The sequence below is a fragment of the Sinomonas notoginsengisoli genome, from assembly GCF_021554725.1.
GTDB classification, from domain to species: Bacteria; Actinomycetota; Actinomycetes; order Actinomycetales; family Micrococcaceae; genus Sinomonas; species Sinomonas notoginsengisoli.
The window spans coordinates 204,128-225,928 of record NZ_JAIZDP010000002.1 but is presented as its reverse complement, the minus strand read 5'-3'; the positions used below and the strand labels follow the sequence as shown (position 1 = coordinate 225,928).

At 68.8% G+C, this 21,801-nt stretch carries 19 protein-coding genes; 11 read left to right on the top strand and 8 right to left on the bottom strand.

The window, feature by feature from the left end:
• The first annotated feature begins 12 nt into the window (after positions 1-12).
• The 3 genes from LF262_RS06600 to LF262_RS06590 all read left to right on the top strand — a co-directional run bounded on the left by LF262_RS06600 (position 13) and on the right by LF262_RS06590 (position 3,995).
• On the top strand, positions 13-900 hold the full coding sequence (locus LF262_RS06600) for an ABC transporter substrate-binding protein (RefSeq protein ID WP_235779495.1): 888 nt from the start codon (positions 13-15) through the stop codon (positions 898-900).
• Between the two features lie 75 nt (positions 901-975).
• The gene (locus LF262_RS06595; RefSeq protein WP_235779494.1) at positions 976-1,890 is read left to right on the top strand and encodes a LysR family transcriptional regulator; all 915 of its coding nucleotides are present in this window, start codon (positions 976-978) and stop codon (positions 1,888-1,890) included.
• 44 nt (positions 1,891-1,934) lie between these two features.
• The gene (locus LF262_RS06590) at positions 1,935-3,995 is read left to right on the top strand and encodes a thioredoxin domain-containing protein (protein ID WP_235779493.1); all 2,061 of its coding nucleotides are present in this window, start codon (positions 1,935-1,937) and stop codon (positions 3,993-3,995) included.
• Positions 3,996-4,040: 45 nt separating this feature from the next.
• Here LF262_RS06590 and LF262_RS06585 read toward each other — a convergent pair whose 3' ends face one another.
• Positions 4,041-5,033: a LacI family DNA-binding transcriptional regulator gene (locus LF262_RS06585; protein ID WP_235779492.1), complete on the bottom strand. Its 993-nt coding sequence runs from the start codon at positions 5,031-5,033 to the stop codon at positions 4,041-4,043.
• Between the two features lie 175 nt (positions 5,034-5,208).
• Here LF262_RS06585 and hisD point away from each other — a divergent pair, with 175 nt between their 5' ends.
• The 4 genes from hisD (at position 5,209) to LF262_RS06565 (ending at position 8,920) form a co-directional block, all read left to right on the top strand.
• The gene (gene hisD, locus LF262_RS06580) at positions 5,209-6,555 is read left to right on the top strand and encodes a histidinol dehydrogenase (protein ID WP_235779491.1); all 1,347 of its coding nucleotides are present in this window, start codon (positions 5,209-5,211) and stop codon (positions 6,553-6,555) included.
• Positions 6,556-6,558: 3 nt separating this feature from the next.
• Positions 6,559-7,305, top strand: coding sequence for an SDR family NAD(P)-dependent oxidoreductase (locus tag LF262_RS06575; protein ID WP_235779490.1), 747 nt, complete (start codon positions 6,559-6,561; stop codon positions 7,303-7,305).
• Between the two features lie 43 nt (positions 7,306-7,348).
• Positions 7,349-8,347 (top strand): 3-hydroxyacyl-CoA dehydrogenase family protein, encoded by a 999-nt coding sequence (locus LF262_RS06570; RefSeq protein WP_235779489.1) that lies wholly within the window; start codon positions 7,349-7,351, stop codon positions 8,345-8,347.
• A 120-nt stretch (positions 8,348-8,467) separates the two neighbouring features.
• Positions 8,468-8,920, top strand: coding sequence for an acyl-CoA thioesterase (locus LF262_RS06565; RefSeq protein WP_235779488.1), 453 nt, complete (start codon positions 8,468-8,470; stop codon positions 8,918-8,920).
• Between the two features lie 12 nt (positions 8,921-8,932).
• On the opposite strand, the gene LF262_RS06560 is transcribed toward LF262_RS06565, so the two are convergent.
• Entirely contained in the window at positions 8,933-9,844 is a 912-nt protein-coding gene (locus LF262_RS06560; protein ID WP_235779487.1) for a LysR family transcriptional regulator, read from the bottom strand.
• Positions 9,845-9,972: 128 nt separating this feature from the next.
• Here LF262_RS06560 and LF262_RS06555 point away from each other — a divergent pair, with 128 nt between their 5' ends.
• Both LF262_RS06555 and dctA read left to right on the top strand, forming a co-directional pair.
• Positions 9,973-11,109, top strand: coding sequence for a PrpF domain-containing protein (locus LF262_RS06555; RefSeq protein WP_235779486.1), 1,137 nt, complete (start codon positions 9,973-9,975; stop codon positions 11,107-11,109).
• A gap of 60 nt (positions 11,110-11,169) precedes the next feature.
• Positions 11,170-12,480, top strand: a complete 1,311-nt coding sequence (gene dctA, locus LF262_RS06550) for a C4-dicarboxylate transporter DctA (RefSeq protein WP_235779485.1) — start codon at positions 11,170-11,172, stop codon at positions 12,478-12,480.
• A gap of 90 nt (positions 12,481-12,570) precedes the next feature.
• Here the strand turns inward: dctA and LF262_RS06545 are convergent, their stop codons facing one another.
• Genes LF262_RS06545 through mmsB form a run of 4 tightly spaced genes read right to left on the bottom strand, consistent with a single transcriptional unit; the run spans position 12,571 to position 17,102 of the window.
• Positions 12,571-13,413: an enoyl-CoA hydratase/isomerase family protein gene (locus LF262_RS06545; protein WP_235779484.1), complete on the bottom strand. Its 843-nt coding sequence runs from the start codon at positions 13,411-13,413 to the stop codon at positions 12,571-12,573.
• The gene (locus LF262_RS06540) at positions 13,410-14,642 is read right to left on the bottom strand and encodes a CaiB/BaiF CoA transferase family protein (RefSeq protein ID WP_235779483.1); all 1,233 of its coding nucleotides are present in this window, start codon (positions 14,640-14,642) and stop codon (positions 13,410-13,412) included. Before LF262_RS06540 ends, LF262_RS06545 begins: the two co-directional genes overlap by 4 nt.
• On the bottom strand, positions 14,639-16,150 hold the full coding sequence (locus tag LF262_RS06535) for an aldehyde dehydrogenase family protein (RefSeq protein ID WP_235779482.1): 1,512 nt from the start codon (positions 16,148-16,150) through the stop codon (positions 14,639-14,641). Before LF262_RS06535 ends, LF262_RS06540 begins: the two co-directional genes overlap by 4 nt.
• A 31-nt stretch (positions 16,151-16,181) precedes the next feature.
• Positions 16,182-17,102, bottom strand: coding sequence for a 3-hydroxyisobutyrate dehydrogenase (gene mmsB / locus LF262_RS06530; protein ID WP_235779481.1), 921 nt, complete (start codon positions 17,100-17,102; stop codon positions 16,182-16,184).
• 132 nt (positions 17,103-17,234) lie between these two features.
• Between mmsB and LF262_RS06525 the strand changes: the two genes are divergently transcribed.
• Complete coding sequence (locus LF262_RS06525) at positions 17,235-18,140, top strand: LysR family transcriptional regulator (RefSeq protein ID WP_235779480.1); 906 nt, start codon at positions 17,235-17,237, stop codon at positions 18,138-18,140.
• 83 nt (positions 18,141-18,223) lie between these two features.
• Here LF262_RS06525 and LF262_RS06520 read toward each other — a convergent pair whose 3' ends face one another.
• A complete protein-coding gene (locus tag LF262_RS06520; RefSeq protein WP_235779479.1) occupies positions 18,224-19,609 on the bottom strand; it encodes an MFS transporter in 1,386 nt (461 codons plus the stop codon).
• Positions 19,610-19,845: 236 nt separating this feature from the next.
• Between LF262_RS06520 and LF262_RS06515 the strand changes: the two genes are divergently transcribed.
• Positions 19,846-20,601 (top strand): MerR family transcriptional regulator, encoded by a 756-nt coding sequence (locus LF262_RS06515; RefSeq protein ID WP_235779478.1) that lies wholly within the window; start codon positions 19,846-19,848, stop codon positions 20,599-20,601.
• A 79-nt stretch (positions 20,602-20,680) separates the two neighbouring features.
• On the opposite strand, the gene LF262_RS06510 is transcribed toward LF262_RS06515, so the two are convergent.
• The gene (locus LF262_RS06510; RefSeq protein ID WP_235779477.1) at positions 20,681-21,703 is read right to left on the bottom strand and encodes a zinc-dependent alcohol dehydrogenase family protein; all 1,023 of its coding nucleotides are present in this window, start codon (positions 21,701-21,703) and stop codon (positions 20,681-20,683) included.
• Between the last annotated feature and the right edge of the window lie 98 nt (positions 21,704-21,801).

Below are 21,801 nucleotides of genomic sequence, written 5' to 3'. Positions count from 1 at the left end.
AGGAGGAGAACGGTGGGAAAGTTTCTGATTCAGCCGCACGTCCGTCTGCAGGAATGGGTTGCCGAAGAGAACGGCTACTTCGAGGCCGAGGGCCTCGACTACGAATTCGAGGACAACGGCTTCGGGGGTGCGACCAAGACGACGACGGCGAACCGTGACGAGGCTCCGAAGGAAGTTCAGAGTGGGGCCTTCGAGGACATGCAGCAGGGCCGCACCTGTGACATTTCCTCGGCGTGCCATTGGGCCGTGAACGCCGCCGCGGCGGGCTCTGACGCCCGGATGTACGGTAAGGCGTACTCCGTCGCCCCGGCAGGCATCTTCGTTGCCGCCGATTCCGGCTACAACCGCCCCGAGGATCTCGCTGGCGTTCCTGTGGCCGTCGGATACCACTCCGGCAGCCATTACTCAGCAATTCAGGGTCTGGAATCCTTCCTCGACCGCCCGGACATCAAGCTGTCCTTCTCGGGGACGCCTTGGGACCGGGTCCGCCTCCTGATGCGAGGGCATGTTCCTGCCGCCAATGTCTTCGGCGCGCAGTATTACCTCATGGAACAGCTCGGCTTCCGCAAGCTCGTCGACACCACTTTCGTGATGGGCGCGCACATTCCGGCCAAGGCCAACACCGAGGACATCGCCAAGTACTACCGCGCACTGGAGAAGGCACAGCGGGACATCGACCTCTTCCCGGAGCGCTATAAGAAGCACTGGCTGAAGCAGATGCCCGAGGATCTGGCCGCCATCGCCGACGTCCGGCGCTTCGGCCCGGGGGAGCGCGTCGTCTTCCAGCCCTACACCCGTGAGATGTACGAGGTTACCCAGAAGTGGATGAAGAGCTGGGACCTGCTGGACCTGGAGATCGGTACGGAGTCCGCAAGCTACGAGAAGGCCGTGCTCGTCTGAGTCACCGGAGAAGGTGACGGGCTGGCGACCTCTGCGGGCCGCCAGCCGGCAAAGCCGTTGTTCTAAGGTTGCTCGATGGGAGTGAACCTTCTGGCGCTTGACCTCTTTCGGCTGCGCGTCTTCGTGACGGTCGTCGAGCGCAACGGCTATTCCGCCGCCGCCCGTCACCTGCATCTGGGGCAGTCGACGGTGTCACACCATGTGGCGGAACTGCAGAAGGCCCTCGGCTCGGAACTCCTGCGCTATGAGCAGCGTGCGGTGCACCTGACTCCCGCAGGCCACGAAGTCTTCCGGTCGGCTCAGCTGATGCTGCGAGAGCAGGAATCGCTGCAGGAATCGCTGAGGGACCTGCGGCACGGGCGGCGGGGCCGGGTGCGGCTTGGGGCGAGCATCGCCTTCGAGCAGAAGTACTTCATGGATCAGGTCGTCGCACCCTTCTGCCGGTCGTACACGGGAACCCTGCTGTCCGTCCGGTTCGGCCACAGCGGGCAGTACGCCCAGGCGGTGTTGGACAGGGAATTGGAGCTGGCCTATGTCATCGACTGGCAGTTGCCGCCTGACGTCGCCTTGGAGCCGCTGCACGAGGCATCTCTGCGCTTCCTGGTCCCGGAAACCCACCCCTTGGCCCGCGAGGAGACGGTTGAGCTGGAGGATATCGCGGCGGCCGGGCTCATCACCGGTCCCCTCACCAGCCTCGAATCGACCTACTACCGCCAGATTCTCCGGGAGAGCGGCCTCGTCGGGGACCATTCCGTCATCGAAGTGGACGGCATGCAGGCGAGGGTGTTGGCCGCACAGGCGGGATTGGGGGTAGTCGCCACGTTCGTCCCACCATACGCGAGCGGCACTGTCATGGCGCCGCTCGTCCAGCTCTCCGTCAATGGTCCGGTGGCCCAAGTCCAGATCGGCCTGGTCCGCCGGCCCGGGGACGAAGGGTCGGAGAGCGTCGATGCCCTCGCAGACTGGCTGCGCCACCTGACCTCCCCATGAGATCAGGACGGCCGGCCTCTTTCGAACAGAAGCAGGAGCTTGCCATGGCGAACCGTCTGGCCCTCGAGACCTCCCCCTACCTCCTCCAGCACGCCCAGAACCCGGTCAACTGGTTTCCCTGGGGCGAGGAGGCGTTCGCAGAAGCTCGGGAGCGCGACGTTCCCCTCTTCCTGTCCGTCGGCTACAGCACGTGCCACTGGTGCCACGTCATGGCCCGTGAATCCTTCGATGACCCCGCGACGGCGTCCCTGCTCAACGAGCATTTTGTCAGCATCAAGGTCGACCGGGAGGAGCGGCCAGACGTCGACGCCGTCTACGCGGCCGACGTCCAGGCCATGACGGACAAGGGCGGCTGGCCGATGTCTGTGTTCCTGACCCACGAGGGCGAGCCCTTCTATGTCGGCTCCTACTGGCCCAAGGAGGCGCGTGACGGACTCCCTTCGTTCGCCTCGGTGGTGGAAGCGGTTGCACGCGCCTGGCAGGACCGGCGCCACGCCATCACTGCGTCTGCCCAGGCGATCTCGGCCCGACTCGAGGGGTTCACCCCGCCGCAGTCAGGAGGGCTGGAGCTCGGCGTGTCGGACGACGCCGCCCGGACAGTGCTCGGTCAGGCGTGGGACCGGCGCAACGGCGGCTTCGGCACAGCCCCCAAGTTCCCGCACGCCATGGCCATCGAATGGCTGCTGCACCGCACCCTGCGGACCGGGGACGAGGATGCGTTGGCAGCCGCCGTCCAAGCGCTGGACGCCATGGCCCGCGGCGGCATCCACGACCAGCTCGGCGGCGGCTTCGCGCGCTACACCACCGATGGTCGCTGGCTTGTTCCGCACTTCGAGAAGATGCTGTACGACAACGCCCTTCTGCTCCCCGCCTACGCCTTGGGTGCAGTGCTGACGGGCAGGGCTGACCTTGCCCGCACGGCGCGCACCACCGCCCGTTACCTCCTGGACGGACTCCGCCTGCCGCACGGGGCATTCGCCGCCGCGACGGATGCGGAAACGGAGGGGGCTGAGGGAGGCTATGTCGTCTGGTCCTTCGAGGAACTGGCCCGTGCCCTGCAGGAAGCAGACGCTGATCCCGTCCTCTGGGCGGCGTTCCTGGGAGCGACCGAAGAGGGCAACTGGGAGGGCACGAATGTCCTGCACGAACCCCATCCCCGCGAGCGTTTCGCGGCGGACGCCGGCCTTCCGCCCGAGGAGTTCGACGCCGAGTGGGAGCGGATCAGGTCTCACCTTCGGGCTTGGCGCGCCTGGCGGACGGCGCCAGCCATGGACACCAAGGTCCTCACGGACTGGAACGCCCTGGCGGTCCGCGGGCTCGTCCGGGCCGGCCATCTGTTGGGAGAACCGGAGTGGGTGGCTGCTGCCGCCCGCACGGCTGATTTCCTCCACCGCGAGCTCGTGGTCGACGGCCGGCTCCACCATGTGTGGAAGGACGGAGCGGCTGCCGTGGAGGGTTTCCTCCTGGACCACGCGGCTCTGGCCCTGGCCGACCTTGAACTCTTCCAGGTCACGGGCGACACTGTCCGGTTCGAGCGCGGCGTCGCCTTGGCCGAACGGGCGAACTCCCGTTTTGGAGACGACGACGGCGGGTGGTACCAGACACCGTCGGACGACGCGCTGCTCTACCGCCGCCAGAGGACAGCCCCCGACGACGCTGTTCCCTCCGGCACGTCAGTCATGGTGGAGGTCAGCCTGGTCCTGGCCGCGCTCACCGGTGATCTCCACCACCGCGATCGGGCCCGTGCTGCCGTCCGGGCGCAGCAGCACGCCTTGCGTGAGAGCCCGACGCGGCACGGCTGGCTGCTGCGCCAGGTGGAGTTCCTCCGCGGCAGCCCGCGGGAAGTGGCCGTCGTTGGCGCCCCGGGTCCTGGCCGTGAGGCCTTGATGCGCATGGCCAGCGTTCCGCCCCGGCCTGGCGCCGTCGTCGTGGTTTCGGACCCTGGCCACGGGGACCGGGTGCCGTTGCTCGTCGGGCGCGGTGAGATCCAGGGCCTGCCGACTGCGTACGTGTGCCAGGACCTGGCGTGCCAGCGGCCGGTGTCGCAGCCTGACCAGCTGGCCGCTCTGCTTGCCGATTCCGAGCGGCTAGGCCGCGCGGACTGAGCATTCCTGTGTTCCGGAGTCCCAGCGTAGTCACGCGGCTGTCGCCTACGCCGGGGCCAGCTCGCTGCTGCCCCGGACGATGAGCTCCGAGGGGAAATCGACCCTCCGAGCAGGAGCACTGGGGGATTTCAGTCGTTCGACCAGCAGGCGCACGCCGGCGCTGGCCATCGCGCGGCTGGGCTGCCGCACCGTGGTCAGGCTGAAGGAGGCCCAGGCGGCCATGTCGACGTCGTCGTAGCCGATCACCCAGCAGTCGCAGCTCGTGCGGCCGGCCCGGCGGAGGGCATCGAGGACGCCGAACGCCATGAAGTCGTTGGCGCAGAACACGGCCTCGGGGCTGTCACCCCGGGCGAGCACGCGCTCCATGATCTGGGCGCTGAGACCGTGGTCGAAGTTGCCGGTGAACCGGCAGTGCTCGGGGACGGGGTGGCCGAGCTCCGCCATCCTTCCGAGGAACCCCTGCGCGCGATCCCGCGACGTCTTGGCGTTCTCAGTGCCCCCGATGAAGGCCACCCGCTGCCGTCCGTGCCGCACCAGGTAGTCGGCGACGGTCACGCCTCCGCTGACGTTGTCGCTCGTGACCTGGTCGCACTCGAGGCCCTCGACGGAGCGGTTGATGAGGACGATGGGGCTGCCCTTCTCGATCGCCGCCCGCAGCTCTAGCGAGTCCTCCGTCGCGGTCGTGAAGATGACTCCATCCACGGCGTGCTCGCTGATGGCCTTGAGCGCATCGACGTGGCTGCCTCCGCCCGCGTTCCAGATGACCACCCGTAGGCCAGCCCTGTCCAGCTCGCGACTGAGCTGGTCCAGCACCTCGGAGTAGAAGGGGTTGGTCAGTTCAGCCACCACGACGCCGACCGTGTTGCTGCGCCGCGTCTTCATCGACTGGGCGCCCAGATGCGGCACGTAGCCGAGCTCCTCCATGGCGGCCCGGACCTTGGCCATCGTTGACGGCGCCAGTTTCGACGGCGATGAGATGAGGCGCGAGACGGTGGCCTGGGAGACGCCGGCGAGTTTCGCGACGTCGCGGCTTGTCACCACTGCAGGCCTCCGCTTCTTCCCACTGCTGCCATCCTCAGAATGTATACGTATTCATTCCTCAGATCAATCTCTTGCACCACGCAATGTATACGTATACAGTCGATTGATAGCAAGCCTTCGGGCAAGGGTGCTCACCAGAGGCCCATCGACGACGATGGAAAGGTCCAACCCCATGACTGTTCAGGAAACCGGCGGTTCAGCCGTCTCCTCGATCCTGCTGAAGCGCCCCGCGAAGGACAACGTCTCCCTTGGCAGCACCCCTGAGGTCCGCGCGACGGTCGAGGCCGTCCTCCAGGACATCCGCGACCGCGGCGACGCTGCCGTGCGGGAGTACTCGGAGAAGTTCGACAAGTACTCCCCCGAGTCCTTCCGGCTCTCGGAGGAGCAGCTGGCGGAAATCATGGCCCGCGTTCCCCAGCAGGTGATCGATGACATCACCTTCGTGCAGGAGCAGGTCCGCAGGATGGCGCAGAAGCAGCTCGAATCCCTGTCCGACTTCGAGATCGAGACGCTGCCCGGAGTCAAGCTGGGCCAGAAGAACGTCCCAGTCCGGGCGGCCGGCGCCTACATTCCCGGTGGGAAGTACCCCCTCCTCGCCAGCGCGCACATGACGATCGTGACCGCGAAGGTCGCGGGCGTCGAGCGCGTCGCGGCCTGCACCCCGCTCATTCGCGGGGAGGTGCCGGACGCCACCATCGCCGCCATGCACCTTGCCGGTGCCGATGAGATCTACCTCCTCGGCGGAATCCAGGCCGTCGGGGCGCTGGCACTCGGCACTGAGACGATCGCCCCCGTGAACATGCTCGCCGGCCCGGGCAACGCGTTCGTGGCCGAGGCCAAGCGCCAGCTCTTCGGCGAGGTTGGCATCGACCTGTTCGCCGGCCCCACCGAGGTGCTCATCGTCGCCGACGAGCACGCCGACCCGTTCGTCGTCGCAGTGGACCTGCTCTCTCAGGCCGAGCACGGTCCGGACTCCCCGGCGGTGCTGATCACCACGAGTGAGGACGTGGCCCAGAAGGCGATGCAGCACATCGAGGAGATCCTCCCCGGCATGCCGACGCGCGACTACGCCGAGGCCGCCTGGCGCGACTGGGGTGCGGTGCACGTCGTCGAGACCCTCGACGATGCGTACACCCTCGCCGATGAGTACGCCTACGAGCACGTCCAGATCCTCACCGCAGAGCCCCGCGAGGCCCTGGAGAAGATGCACAACTACGGTGCCCTGTTCCTGGGCGAAGGCACCTGCGTCTCCTACGGGGACAAGGTGATCGGCACGAACCACGTCCTCCCCACACGCGGTGCCGCCCGGTACACCGGCGGCCTGTGGGTCGGGAAGTACCTCCGCACCGTCACCTACCAGGAGGTCACGGACAAGGAGTCCAGCGCCTTCTTCGGAGAGCTGTGCGGTCGCGCCGCCCGCGTGGAGCTCTTCGAGGGCCACGCCCGTTCCGGTGATGTCCGGGTCGCCAGATACCGCGGCCAGGCCCTGCCCTGGTCGGACCACAACTTCACCGACTAGCCGATGGAGAGCTTTCGCCTCGACGGCAAGAGCGCGCTCGTCACCGGAGCGGGCCGTGGGCTCGGCAAGGCCATCGCGGATGGCGTTGCCGAGCTCGGCGCGACTGTCTACGGCACGAGCCGTGACCCTGCGACCGCCCGGAAGATCGGCCAGCGGTACGGGACTCCGCCGCTGCAGCTGGAGCTGACGGAGACGGACGGACTCGGAGACTTCGTTGACGAGCTGATGTCCGCCAGCGGGGGCATCCAGCTCCTGGTCAACAACTCGGGCATCAACATCCCCAAGCCAGCAGTCGAGGTGACACGCGCCGACTGGGACGCCGTCTTCACCACCAACCTGACGGGGAGCTTCTTCCTGTCGACGGCGGTGGCGAAGCACTGGCTCGCGGACGGCACCAAGGGCTCGATCGTGAACGTGGCCTCGCAGGCGGGCATCGTGGCGATCGAGGAGCGCGCGGCCTATGGAACCAGCAAGGCCGGGCTGATCCACCTCTCCAAGGTCCTCGCCCTGGAATGGGCGTCGGCTGGCATCAGGGTCAACGCGGTGGCCCCGACCTTCGTGCGGACCGAGCTGACGGAATCAACGCTCAGCCGCAAGGACTGGGCGGAGGAACTGCTCTCGCGCATTCCCGTGGGCCGCTTCGGCGAACCCCAGGACATCGCCGGGGCGGTGTGCTTCCTGCTCAGTGACGCCGCAGGGCTCATCACCGGCCACACGCTGACCGTGGACGGCGGCTACACCATCCGCTGATGCCGTAGGGCCAGCAGCCAGAGGGCCAGCACAGGAGGAAGAGATGACAAGCATGCAGCAGCAGTCTGTCAGCGACAAAGCGGCGGCCGCCGTCGTCGGCGCCGGCTACATGGGCGGCGGGATCGCCCAGGTCCTGGCGCTGCACGGGCACCACGTGTTGCTCGCCGACGTTGACGCCGAGGCTGCGGAGCGGTCGCGGAGCCGCCTCACGGAGCAGGCGCAGCGCTTCGAGGATGAGGGGCTCATGCCCGCGGGCGCCGGACAGACTGTGGCGGCGAACCTCCACGCGGCCCGGAGCGTCGAAGACGCTGTCGCCAGCGCTGACTACATCACCGAGGCGGTGCCGGAAATCGCCGAGGTGAAGTCTGAGGTCCTCGGCCGCATCTCGGCGGCGGCGCCGGAGGGGTCCATCATCGGCAGCAACACCTCGGCTCTGCCGATCGGTGAGCTCGCCGCGTCTGTCACACGCCCGGAACGCTTCCTGGGCGTCCACTGGATGAACCCGGCGCCCTTCATCCCGGGAGTGGAGATCATCCCCGGGCCGCAGACCCCGGACGCGGTGCTGACGGCGGCGGAGGATCTCATCGGCGGGCTCGGCAAGCGGACGGCCAGAGTCGCGGACACCCCCGGCTTCGTGGCGAACCGGCTCCAGTTCGCCCTCTACAAGGAAGCCGCGCGCATGGTGGAGGAGGGCACGGCCCGCCCGGAGGAGATCGACACTGTTGTCAGCAACACCTTCGGCTTCCGCCTCGCCCTGTTCGGCCCCTTCGCGATCGGCGACATGGCCGGGCTCGACGTCTACGAGTCCGCCTACCGGACGCTGGAGCGGGCCTACGGGGAGAGGTTCTCCGCGCCTCGCATGGTCGCGGACGCCGTGGCCGCCGGCAACCTCGGCGTCAAGACCGGCGGGGGAGTGCTGGACATCGGGGGGGACGAGCTCGAGGCCCTCCTGGCCTACCGGGACGCGGCTTACGCCCAGCTCTCCCAGCTCCGCAGCCGCCTCGGGTTCGCCCCCGGCCTCGAGGGCGCCGCCCAGCACTAGGGTTGTCAGGAGTTGCCGCACCGAGTGGCCACTGCCCAACCATTGAGGGGCCAGATCCTTCCGTCCGGCGGGGTGTGGCTCCTCTAAAGTTGACCCAACCCCGCTACCAAGGAGGATTCCGTGACCGAGGCGAGCACCGCCGTCGTGCGTGAAGAGGTCACTCGAACCGTCGAGTGGGTCGACACCGATGCGGCGGGGCACCACCACAACTCGTTCGTGCTGCGCAGCGTCGAGGCCGCGGAGGCGCGGCTGTTCCGGCGCCTGGGCGTGCTCGAGGAGTACTTCGGGGCGGCGCCGCGGGTTCGCCAGGAGGTGGACTACCTCGCGAAGCTCTACTTTGGGCAGGAGGCGACGACGGTACTCGAATTGGAGGCGGTGGGACGCTCCTCGATGACGTTCCGCTTCCAGGTGTGGGGTGAAGCGCACGACGGCGGGCCCTCCGGCCGCGTGGAGCGTCGCCTTGCGGCGGCGGGCCGGTTCGTGACCGTGCATGTGCCCAAGGACAGCGAGGCCTCGGCGCCGTGGCCGGAGACAATCCGGGCCGCCGTCGCGGCGCCGGGAAGCGCCGATTAGGGCAGCCGCGCGTCAGGCGCCGGCGAGCGCCTGCCGAGCCGTTGAGCGGAACACCGCCACAGACTGTTCTCCGGCGGGACTGAGCCTGCGGCCGGCCAGATGGGCGAGGAGGATGCGTCGCGCCGGCCCCCCGGCCAGCGGCACGGCAACGACATCGGGACGCAGGGCGCTCAGGGCAAGGCGCGGCGCCAGCGCGATGCCGATCCCGGCCGCCACCATGCCCTGCGTCTCCTGGTAGTCGTTCGCGGCGAAGGCGATCCTCGGCTCGAAGCCGGTCTCGCGGCAGACCCGGCGCAGGACATCGGCGACGGGATGCTCGTCGCGCACGATCCACTCCTCGTTCCGCAGGGCCTCGATCCGCACCGACCGGCGCCCTGCGACCGCGTGCTCGCGGGGTACGAGCAGGGTGGTGGGGTCCTTCATGAGCGGGATGAGGGCCAGCTCATCGTCCTGGATCTGCTGCCAGGGGTAGTCCCACAGCAGCGTGAGCTCGATGTCCCTCCGGCGTAGGTGTTCGAGGAGGCCGTCGCGCCGCGCGCTGACCACGCTGACAGCGATGTCCGGGTACTGCGCTCGGAACGCGCGCACGACATCCGGCATGAGGGAGGCGCCCACGGTCGGAAAGGTTCCGATGCGCAGTTGCCCGCGCCGGAGCCCCGCGAACTCGTCCATCTCGGCGAGGGCGGCGCCGATGGTCCTGTCGATGTTGTCCGCATAGCCCAGCAACGCGGCACCGGCGTCGGTCAGAGCCACGCCACGGGGATGCCGCTCGACAAGGGCGACTCCCACCTCGTGCTCGAGCTTCGAGATCTGCTGGGAGACCGCCGAGGTCGTGAAGGAAAGGGCCGCCGCGGCCGATGTCAGGGAGCCGGACCGTGCCACTTCGCGGAGCACATGGAGCCGGTGCAGGTCGAGGCGGGGCATGCATCCGACTTTAGCAGAACTAGATACTCGTCAAAATTTCCGAGATTGTGCTGAAACCTTGAAACCCGGATCGTAGAGGGAGCAGGTGCTGTGAGGCACGGCACCCCACGATCTGAAAGAGAGAGGCCATGCGACTCCGCGGGCACTGGTACCGAGGCGGCACGAGCAAGTGCTGGCTCTTCGACGCCGACGACGTGGCGAGGCACGCAACCAGTCCCGAAGGCATCCAAGGCCTCCTGGCGGACGCCTTCGGTGCTGCCGACGCGCGGCAGCTCGACGGCGTCGGTGGCGGCACCTCGACCACCTCCAAGGCAGCCGTCGTCCGGCCCACCCCCGGAGGGCCGGCGGACCTCGAGTACCTGTTCGCCCAAGTCGGCATCGGCGACTCGAGCGTGGAGCTCGGCTCCAACTGCGGCAACTGCGCCACCGCGATCGCCCTCTACGCAGTCCAGACGGGGCTTGTCCCGGCAGGTGACGGCAACACGCGCGTCAGCATGCGCAACGTGAACACCGGCGCCATGCTCAGCGGCACGATCCCGACCCCCGGCGGCCGAATTCCGACGTCGGGAAACGCCGCCGTCCCCGGAAGCAGGGCACTCGGTGTGCCCGTGAGCCTGTCCTTCCACGCTCCATGGGGGCAGACGACGGGGGCAGTCCTGCCGGCCGGGACCCCGGCCATGGAACTCGCCGTCACCGGGACCCCGATCACAGCGACCCTCGTCGACGCCGGGGCGCCCGCGGCCTTCGTCAGTGCCGAGGAACTGGGTATCGACCTCTCGTCGATGACCGGGGACCTCGCCGAGCACCTCGGCCAACTCATCGCCATCCGCGGCTCCGCCGGCCTGGTGATGGGACTGAGGAGTCCCGAAGACCCGCCCCAGCACGCAGTTCCGAAGGTCGGCGTCGTCGCGTCCCCAGCGGACTACAGGGCCGCCGATGGAACACGCATCTCCGCCGAGAGCCACGACCTCCGGGTGCGCATGCTCTCGATGCTCGCCCCGCATCCGGCGATCGGCCTGACCTCCGCAGTCGCCATCTCGGTCGCTGCCGCGCTGCCGGGATCCGTCGTGGCCAAGGCCCTCTCGGCCGCGCAGGCCTCGGGAAGGACACGGCTCCTGCGCATCGGCACGCCGGCCGGAGTCGTCACGACCGAGATCGTCATGTCCAGCGCAGGCGAGATCGAGGAAGTCGCACTCCACCGTGCCGCCCGCCACCTCGCCGTCGCCGACATCGACGTCGCACACCCCGCCGCCCAGGCGGCCTAGCCCCATCAAGTCCGGCTCTGTCATCATGGTGGGGCCGCTCATCACCCAGGAAGTTGTTCAATGAAGATCAAGGCCATCCTCGGGCACCTCTATGTCCAAGTCCTCATCGGTGTTGCACTCGGCATCCTCGTCGGCGCGCTCTGGCCCGACCTCGGCGCCTCACTCCAGCCTCTCGGAGACGGCTTCGTCAAGCTGGTGAAGTTCCTCATCGCCCCCATCGTCTTCTGCACGATCGTCAGCGGCATCACCTCCCTGACGGACACCAAGAAGGTCGGTCCCACGCTGCTGCGCTCGCTCGGGCTCTTCTACACGCTCACGGTGCTGGCCCTCGCCCTCGGCCTCGCCGCGGTCATGCTCTTCCAGCCCGGGACCGGGATGCATATCGACCCCGCCCACCTGGACAACGGCATCGCGGCTAAATACACGAGCCAGATCCACAACAACACTCCCGCGGACTTCCTCCTGAGCCTGATCCCTACCACCTTCGTCGGGGCCTTCGCCAACGGCGAGGTCCTGCCCGTACTCCTGATCGCGCTCCTGTGCGGCTTCGCCTTCACCAGGCTCGGTGCCCCCGGGAAGCTGGCCCTCGACGTCATCAACAGCTTCAACAAGCTGCTCTTCGTCGTCTTCGGCTACATCATGAAGGTCGCCCCGATCGGGGCGTTCGGCGCCATGGCGTTCACCGTGGGCAAGTACGGAGCCCACTCCATCGGCAACCTCGGCATGCTCATCCTGGCCTTCTACGCGGCCTGCATCGCCTTCGTGGTCATCGGCCTGGGCATTCTTGCCAAGGTCACCGGCTTCAGCCTCTGGCAGCTCCTGCGCTACTTCAAGGACGAGTTCCTCATCGTCCTCGCCACGTCCTCGAGCGAGCCGGTGCTGCCCCGCCTGCTCTCCAAGCTCGAACGCGTAGGGTGCGAGCGCGGCGTCGTGGGCCTGGTGGTCCCCACCGGCTACTCCTTCAACCTCACCGGCACCGCCGTGTACCTGACGCTCGCCTCGATGTTCATCGCCCAGGCCTGCGACATCCACCTGAGCTGGGACCAGATCCTGCTCATGCTCGGCATGATGCTGCTGACCTCCAAGGGCGCCGCCGGGGTCACGGGCAGCGGCTTCGTGGCCCTCGTGGCCACGCTGACCGTCATGCCCACGCTCCCCGTAGCGGGTGTGGCCCTCATCGTGGGGATCGACCGGTTCATGAGCGAGGCCCGCGCCCTGACCAGCACCGTCTGCAACATCGTCTCCTGCATCGCCATTGCCAAGTGGGAGGGTGCCCTCGACGCGGAGAAGCTCCGCACCGAGCTCGAGGCGGGCCACATCCCCACTGAGTCGGAGAAGGCCGCGCTGGCGGAGCCCGCGCTCGCCCACTGAGGGGCCGCCTCTGCCTCGACGAAGTCCTCAACGAGGTGAGCGCACGACGCCGGGTTCCCACCCGGCGTCGTGCGCTCACCTTTCCCGGGGTCACCCTTCGACGGGCGCCGCCCACGTGAAGGCTGGCCGCTCCTTGGCGAGGAAGGCGCGGATGCCGATGGCGGAGTCCGGGCCCGCCGCCATCTGCTCCTGCCAGAATCCGCTCCGGCCGGCCACATCTCCGCCAGCGCTGATGGTGTCCACGAGGTCCTTGTGCGCCTGCACGGAGAACTGCGACCTGCTCGCGATGCGCTCCGCGAAGTCGTGCACCTCGGCCCAGAAGCCGTCGTCGGGCGCAACCCAGGAGGCCATTCCTAGGCGTGCGGCGTCGACCGCCTCGACGAAGTCCCCGCTGAACAGCAGGTACTTTGCCGTGGCGGGCCCCACGAGGCGGACGAGCCGCTCGATGCCAGAGAGCGGATAGACGATGCCGATCTTGCTCGGGGTGACGCCGAATACGGCCCCCTCCGCGGCCACGCGGATGTCGCACGCGCCGGCGATCTGCCACGCACCGCCCACGCAGTAGCCCTCGATGGCCGCGATCGTGGGCTTGCGGAAGGCCGCGATCGCCTCCTCCGCCCGGGTGATGTCCCCGCCGTCGCGCTGCCCGGTCGAGGGATCGTGCAGGATGCGCTCGAGCGCGGAGATGTCCGCACCCGCCGAGAACGTTCGCCCCGCGCCACGGAACACCACGACCTTGACCCGGTCATCGGTGTCCAGCTGCTCCAGGATCGGGCCGAACTGCCTCCACATCTCCTGCGTCAGGGCGTTGCGCTTCGCCGGGTTGTCGATGGTGATCACCGCGACTGCCCCCGCAGCCTCGACCCGGAGCGAGCCCTCGCCGGAGGGCCGAATCCCGGGGCCAGCCCCTATGGGAGCGGCCTGGGTGGTCATGCGCTCGCCCCGACGCGCACTGGCACGGCGACCGCACCGGCCTCGACGAGTGCAGCGATGGCCTCTTCGCCGAGCCCGAGCCCCACGAGGACGTCCTGGGTATCCTCGCCCAGGGCGGGAGGCGCCTTGCGGATCGCCGGCCGCTGCCTGTCCACCGAGAGCGGGCCGCGCAGGAGCGGCAGGTCGGTCCCATCGCTGCGCTGAACGGTGGTGACCATCCCGAGCGAGCGCACCTGGGCGTCGTCGAATGCCTGTTCGTAGGTGAAGATCGGGCCGGCGGGGATGGCCGCGGACCGCAGGGCTGTCAGCCAGTGCTCCCCGGCCTGGGTCTTCAGGCGCGACTCGAGCGCGGCCGTGAGTGCGTCGCGATTGGCCCTGCGGAGGCTGCCGTCCGCGTAGTCCGGGTGGTCTGCCAGCCCGGGGTCGCCGAGGAGTGCGCAGAGCTGGCGCCACTGCTTCTCATTGCCGACGGCGATGATCACCGGAATGTCCGCGGTGCGGAAGACGCCGTAGGGGGACAGGACGGGGTGGCTGTTGCCCTGCGGAACCGGCACCTCCCCGGTGCTGAGGAACCGCTGCCCTTGGAATGTCGCCAGCGAGAGCCCGGCCTCGAGCAGCGAGGTCGACACCTCCGCGCCGGCGCCCGTACGGGACCGGCCCGCGAGGGCCGCCGCCACTCCGAGCGCGGTGTAGATCCCGGAGACCATGTCGATGATGGGAACGCCGACCCGGAACACGTGATCGGGGTCCGCGCCGGTGACGGACATGAGTCCGCTCATGCCCTGCGCCACCTGGTCCAACCCTGCGGCGTTGGCGAGGGGCCCGGTGGCGCCGAAGCCGGTGACTGAGGCGATCACGAGCCCCGGGTTCGCCTCGCGCAGGGCGTCCGGGTCAAGGCCCATCTTGGCCATCACGCCGGGCCGGAAGTTCTCCACGAGCGCGTCGGCGCTCATCGCGAGCTTCCACAGTAGGTCGCGGCCCTCGGGCGAGTAGAAGTCGACGGCGATCGATGACTTCCCACGGTTGGTCGAGTCGAAGTAGAGGCTGTGCTCTCCGTCGAACGGGGGCCAGGCCCGGGACGAGTCGCCTCCCGAGATTCCCTCGACCTTGATGATCTCCGCTCCGAGGTCCGCGAGCAGTGCCGTGGCATATGGTCCGGCGAGCGCCCGGCTCAGGTCGACGATGCGGATGTCGCTGAGGGGAAGTGCCCTCTCGGGGGCGGCGCTCATCGGATGCCTCCCATGCTGCCGAGGCGGACGTTGACCTGCTTGGTCTGGGTGAAGCCCGCGAGCATCCCCTCCAGCGAGACTTCACGGCCGATGCCGCTCTGCTTGTACCCGCCGTAGGACTGGCCCACGATCTGGCCGCCGCCCTGGTTCACCTGAACCCAGCCGGCCTCGACGCGGTGCGCGGTGGACAGTGCGGCGTCGAGGTCGTGGCTCCACACGTACGCGGCGAGGCCGAAGTGCGTGTCATTGGCCATGCGGATCACCTCATCGGTGTCCCTCCATGGGATGGCAACGAGGACGGGCCCGAAAATCTCCTCCTGCGCGAGCCGGAAGTCGTTCCGCGCTCCCGAGAAGACGGTGGGCAGGTGGTAGAACCCTTCGAGGAGGGCAGGGGCGGTGGGGGCGGAGCCGCCGAGGACGGCCTCCATGCCGGGAGTCGCGTTGCCCTCCTCGAGGAAGGAGGTGATCTGGCCGTGCTGCTTGGCGTTGATCACCGCGCCCATGTCCGTCGCCTCGTCGAGCGGGTCGCCGACCACGAGTGACTCCAGCCGCGCGGTCAGCGCGCCGAGGACCTCGTCGTGGATGTCCTGGTGAAGGAACAGCCGGGACCCGGCGGTGCAGCTCTGGCCCTGCCGGGTGAAGCGCGAGGCGCTGAGGAGCCCGTCGAGCAGGCCCTCGGGGTCCGCGTGCCAGGCGTCCGGGAAGACGATGGATGGGTTCTTCCCGCCCAGCTCGAGGGACATGTGCGCGAGCCTGCCTCCCGCTTGGGCGCCGACGCCGCGGCCCACCTCGGTCGACCCGGTGAAGGAGACCTTGTCCACCCCCGGGTGCCTGGCGAGTGCATCGCCGATCACCGAACCGCGCCCGGTCAGCGCGTTCACGACGCCGCGCGGCACGTGCCGGTTGCAGACCTCCGCGAGCGCCAGGATAGTCAGGGGCGCATCGTCTGCTGCCTTCATGATCACGGTATTCCCGGCCGCGAGCGCCGCTGGCACCTTGAACCCCGCGATCATCAGCGGCGAGTTCCACGGCAGAATGCAGGCCACGACGCCGAGCGGCTCGAGCCGCGTGTACTGGAGCTGCCCGTCTCCAGCGGGGAGGGTCGTCCCCTTCACTTCCCCGGCCACCCCAGCGAAGTACCTGAAGAGGGAGATGAGCGTTGTGACCTCCGGGCGTGCCTGCGTGCGGAGGGCGTTTCCCGTGTCCAGGGCGGTGAGCAGGGCGAATTCCTCCGCGCGCTCCTCGATCTCGTCCGCGATGGCCAGCAGCGCGCGGCTGCGGGCGGTGAAGTGCTGCGCCCGCCAGGCGGGGAAGGCGGCGCGGGCCGCGGCGACGGCACGTTCGACATCGGCGGGCCCGCTCGCCGGGACGCGGGCGATGACCTCGCCCCGCCGCGCGGGAGTGTGGACGTCGCGCCATTCGCCCTCGGCAGCGGCGGTCTCGGCGCCGTCGATCCATTGCAGTCGGTCCATGTCGACGCGCACAGGGGTGGGGGTCTGGGGTGTCATCTCGGTGTGCCTCTCCGGCGTGTGGTGGGGATTAGACGGCGGCCGCGCGGGCGGCGTCGTCCGCAAGCGAGCCGTCAACGAAGGCGACGATCTTCGAGCAGTCCAGCCCGCCGAGGCCGAGCTCGATGAGCCGCTCGAACTGGGCCTGCACCTGCTCGGCGAGCACCAGCGGGGTGCCCGTGGCACGGGCAGCGTCGAGGGCCAGGCCGATGTCCTTATTCGCGAGCTCGGTGGTGAAAGTGGGCGAGAAGTCGCGGTTGGACGCGGCTGTCGGCACGACGCCGGCCAGCGGGTACCAGGTCCTGAGGGCCCAGCTGTCGCCCGAGGAGACCGAGGCGACGTTCCAGAAGACCTCCTTGTCGAGCCCGAGGCGGTCGGCGAGGACCGCTCCCTCGCACGTCGACGCGAGGTTGTTGAACAGGATGAGGTTGTTGCAGATCTTCGCTGCCTGGCCCGTGGTGGGGCCGCCCGTGGCGATGATGTTCCCGCTCATCGGCTCGATCAGGACCGACGCGTCCGCCACTGCGTCGGGGGCGCCGCCGACCATGAACGCGAGGGTGCCGGCGGCGGCCCCACTCATGCCGCCGGATACCGGCGCGTCGACGAACCGGAAGCCAGCCGCTGCGGCCGCCTCGTGCACGGTACCGGCGGACTCGATGTCAATGGTGGAGGAGTCGATCAGGAGGGTGCCGGTCGAGGCCGATTCGAGGATTCCTCCCTCGCCCAGGTAGACCGAGCGAACGTGCTGGCCCTTTGGGAGCATGGTGAAGACGGCGTCGGCGCCCGAGACGGCCTCGGCGATGCTCGCGGCCGGCCGGACCCCGTTCGCCTCCGCCGCGGCGAGCGCCTCGCTGCTGAGGTCGTAGCCGCGGACGATGTGCCCGGCCTTGACGAGGTTCGCCGTCATGGGGCCACCCATGTGGCCCAGTCCGATCCATGCGATGACAGCCATGTCACAAGCCCTTTGCTCTCGCTGTTTCCCCGGCGCTCAACGACCGGGTATGACCACGATCACACACTTGCTAAAGTGCAAACAAGAACAGAATTGGCAGATAACATGTGCACGAATGCACGAAGGGATGCGATGGATACCAAGAGGCTCCCGAGCCCGGACGACCTCCTGATCTTGCTCACCGTGGCCCGCCTGGGCAGGTTCACGGCGGTCGCAGAGGCGCTCGGGACCACGCACACGACCGTCTCCCGCAGGATCCTCGCCCTCGACAAGAGCCTCGGCGGGCGCACACTGGAGCGTACGCCGCACGGCTGGGAGCTCACGGAGCTTGGGCGCGCCGCCGTCGCGGCGGCGGAGGGGATCGAGAAGGACCTCGCCGTCCTGGCCACACGCACGGAGCAGGGCCAGCAGGGGTTTTCGGGGCTCGTGCGCATCGCGTCGTCGGACGCGTTCGGAGCCTACTTCGCCGCGCCCGCGCTCGCGGACCTGCAGCGGCGGAACCCGTTGCTACGCATCGAGCTGCTCAGCGCCACGCGCCGTGCCAGCCAGAACCGGTCCGGCGTGGACCTCGAGGTCGTGGCCGGCGCCGTCGAACGCGGCCGGTCGGAGGCCATCCACCTGTGCGACTACGCGCTTCGCCTGTACGCGAGCCCACGCTACCTTCAGCGGCACGCGGCACCCCAGAGACTGGAGGACCTCAGGGGCCACTCGATCGTGTCCTACGTCGAGTCGGCGCTCCAAATCGCCGAGCTCGGTCTTCGGGTCACGACCCAATCGGACGAGCCGGCCGCGTTCCAGGCCACGAGCGTCTTCGCGCAGCTCGAGGCCGTCCGGAACAATGCTGGGATCGGGAAGCTCCCCGCCTTCATGGTTCACGGGCAGGAGGGGTTTGTGCAGGTGCTCTCCGACGAGGTGGACCAGGTGGTCGGGTTCTGGGTCGCCGCCCGCCCAGAGGCCCTCCGCTCGGCGCGCGTGCAGGCTGTCCTCGGAGCCCTCCGCGGCGAGGTCGAGCGCCGACAGGGCGAACTCCTCCCCTGAGCCTTGCACGCCTCTTGGCGTGTTCCCGTCCGCCGACGGCGGCGGCCGCCTCCCGCCGGGAGGCCGCCGCCGTGTGGGGTGCTTCAGCGGACCGGGGCAGTGTCCTGGCCGGTGGAGGCCGCCCGCGCGAGGGGAGCGGCGTCGGCGTCGTCAATCGCCTTCAGGTCGATGCCCTTGGTCTCCCTGAGGAAGAACACGGCAATTGCCGTGACGGCGCAGGCGCCGAGGAGGTACAAGGCGACCGGCACCGAGGACTTGTACGCGTCCAGGAGCGCCGTGGCGATGATCGGCGCCAGGGAGCCGGCCACGATCGAGGTCACCTGATAGCCGAGCGAGACACCCGAGTACCGCATCCGCGTCGGGAACATCTCCGCCATGATTGCCGGCTGGCTCGCATACATGAGGGCGTGGCACCCGAGGCCGAGGATGACGGAGGTGAGGATCAGCAGGTCATTCTTCGAGTCCATCATGGGGAAGGCGAAGAAGCCCCACGAGGCGCCCGCGAGGGCCCCGAGGAAGTACGTGGGCCGGCGGCCGATGGAATCCGAGAGCTTCCCGACGAGCGGCACGATGAAGAAGTGGATGGCGTGCGCGATGAGCAGCAGCAGGAGGATCCTGGCTGTGTCCGCGTGGACGACCACCTTCAGGTACGTGATCGAGAACGTCACGACGAGGTAGTAGATGATGTTCTCCGCGAACCGCAGGCCCATGGCGGTGAAGACGCCGCGCGGGTACCGCTTGAAGACCTCGACCACGCCGTAGCCTGCGTGGGCGTTCGATTCGGCGGCCTCGCGGGCCTCGACGAAGATCGGCGCGTCGCTGACCTTCGTGCGGATGTAGTAGCCGATCACCACGATGACCGCGGAGAGCCAGAACCCAATCCGCCAGCCCCAGCCGAGGAAGGCCTCCTGGCTCAGGGTCGAGGAGAGCAGTAGGAGCACACCGGTTGCCAGGAGGTTGCCCATGGGGACGGCAGACTGCGGCCAGGAGGCCCAGAATCCGCGGGACTTGTTGGGTGAGTGCTCGGCGACGAGGAGTACCGCGCCGCCCCATTCGCCGCCGACTGCGAAGCCCTGGATGAACCGCAGGCCCACGAGCATTGCGGGCGCCCAATAGCCAGCCTGGGCGAAGCCGGGGAGGCAGCCCATGAGGAACGTCGAGGCGCCGACCAGGATGATGCTCAGCTGCAGGAGGTTCTTGCGACCGAACTTGTCGCCGAAGTGCCCGAAGACGATCCCGCCCAGCGGCCTGGCGACGAAGCCCACGGCGTAGGTCATGAAGGCGTCCATGATGCCGTCGAGCTCGGTGTGCGCGTTCGGGAAGAACATCTTCCCGAAGACCAGGCTCGCCGCCGTGGCGTAGAGGAAGAATTCGTACCATTCGACAACGGTCCCCGCCATCGAGGCCGCCACCACTTTGCGCAGTCCGGAGGTCCCCCGGTCCGCTCGGCCTTGGCTGCTCACGTTCATCGTGGATGTCCCTTCACGTCATTGCTCGGCCGTCGTCTCGACGGCAAGGGGCCGGTGCCTGCCACAGTGATGTGAGCCACATCGGTCGTTCTGGAGTATTCCAGCGGCCCCAGCGGGCAACAACGGAAATTCGTGCAGAGGCAGTCTGCAGAAATACACAGAGATGCCATGAATTCGCCTCCCTTGACGTTGACGTTGCGTCAACCCATACCGTGGAAGCCACGAAGGAGGAAAGCATGGACTTCAGCATCCAGCAGATCGCGAAGCTGGCTGGAACCACGAGCCGGACGCTGCGCCATTACGGCAGCATCGGCCTGCTCGAGCCGACCCGCACGGGCCACAACGGCTACCGCTACTACGACCGTGACGCGCTCGTGAGGCTCCAGCGGATCCTCCTGCTGCGCCAGCTCGGCCTCGGGCTGGACGACATCGCCGAGGTGCTCGCGCACGACGGCGACCCCATCCTCGCGCTGCGCCGCCACCTCGAATGGCTGGGCGCCGAGCGGGAGCGGCTCGACCGCCAGGAGCGGGCCGTGAGGCAGACGATCAAGGCATTGGAGACGGGAGGGCCACTCATGGCCACGGACATGTTCGACGGATTCGACCACACCCAGTACAAGGACGAGGTCGAACAGCGCTGGGGCACGAAGGCCTACGCAGACAGCGACGCTTGGTGGCGCGGCCTCGGCGCGGAGGGGCAGAAGGAGTGGCAGGCCCGGGTCGCGCAGCTCAGTGCCGACTGGCAGGCGGCCTTCGCGTCCGGCGAGCCGCATGACGGCGCCGCCGCCCAGGCCCTCGCGGGCCGCCACGTGCAGTGGCTCGCCAGCATCCCGGGCACCCCCGGATATCCGGAGGGTCCCGCCAAGGAGTACGTGCTGGGCCTGGCCGACATGTGCGTCGCCGACGAGCGCTTCGCGAAGAACTACGGCGGCACCGAGGGGGCGGCGTTTGTCCGCGACTCCCTTCACGCCTACGCAGACCGGGAGCTGTAGCAGCCCAGCGAGGAGGCGAGCGCACGACGGCGGGTGCCCACCCGCCGTCGTGCGCCTCCTCCCGCTCGGCGCGGCCCGCTCAGGGGGTAAGGAGCACCTTGGTGGCGCGCCGCTCGTCCATGGCCTCGTAGCCCTCGGCCGCCTTCTCGAGTGGGAGGGTCAGGTCGAAGACCGCCCCTGGATCGATCTCGCCGTCCATGATCAGCCGGATCAGCTCGGGCAGGTACTCGCGCACGGGGGCTGGGCCGCCGTGGAGGTGCACGCCCGAGAAGAACAGCTCGCGGCCGGGCAGCTCGACATCATGCGAGACGCCCACATAGCCCACGTGGCCGCCGGCGCGGGTGGCGTTGATGGCCTGCATCATGGACTCCTGCGTGCCCACGGCCTCGATGGTCGAGTGCGCGCCGAGCCCGTCGGTGAGCTCCTTGATCTTCGCCACGCCGGCGTCGCCGCGCTCCTCGACAATGTCGGTCGCGCCGAAGCGGCGGGCCAGCTCCTGCCGTTCGGGATGGCGGCTCATCGCGATGATGCGGTCGGCGCCCAGCTGCTTCGCCGCCATGACCCCGAGGAGTCCCACGGCGCCGTCGCCCACCACGGCGACCGTCTTTCCCGGGCCGGCCTCCGCGGCGACGGCCGCGAACCAGCCCGTGCCCAGGACGTCCGAGGCGGCGAGCAGCCCGGGGACCTCCTCGGGGCGCGGGGCTCGCGGTGTGGCCACGAGCGTGCCGTCGGCGAGCGGGACTCGAAGGCGCTCCGCCTGCGTGCCGAGCGAGCCCATCCCGACCCGGTGCACGCAGTGCGACTGGTAGCCGGCCCGGCAGATCTCGCACGTGTTGTCCGAGGCGAAGAAGGAGCCGACCACGAAGTCGCCCACCTTGAGGTCCTTCACCTCGTCGCCGATCTGCTCCACGACGCCGACGTACTCGTGCCCCATGGGGCTGGGCGCGGAGACTGTGTCGGCGCCGCGGTACGGCCACAGGTCCGAGCCGCAGATGCAGGCGGCGGCCACTCGGATGATGGCATCGGTGGGCTGTTCGATGACGGGGTCGGGGCGCTCCTCGACGCGGACGTCTCGGGGCGCGTACATGATCACTCCACGCATCTGGGTGTTCCTTCCGTTGTGGTTCGGGGGCGGATCCGTCAGTTGACTGCTCGGGCGCGCGGCGGCACGGCCGGGGTCCGCCATATGGCATCCCTACA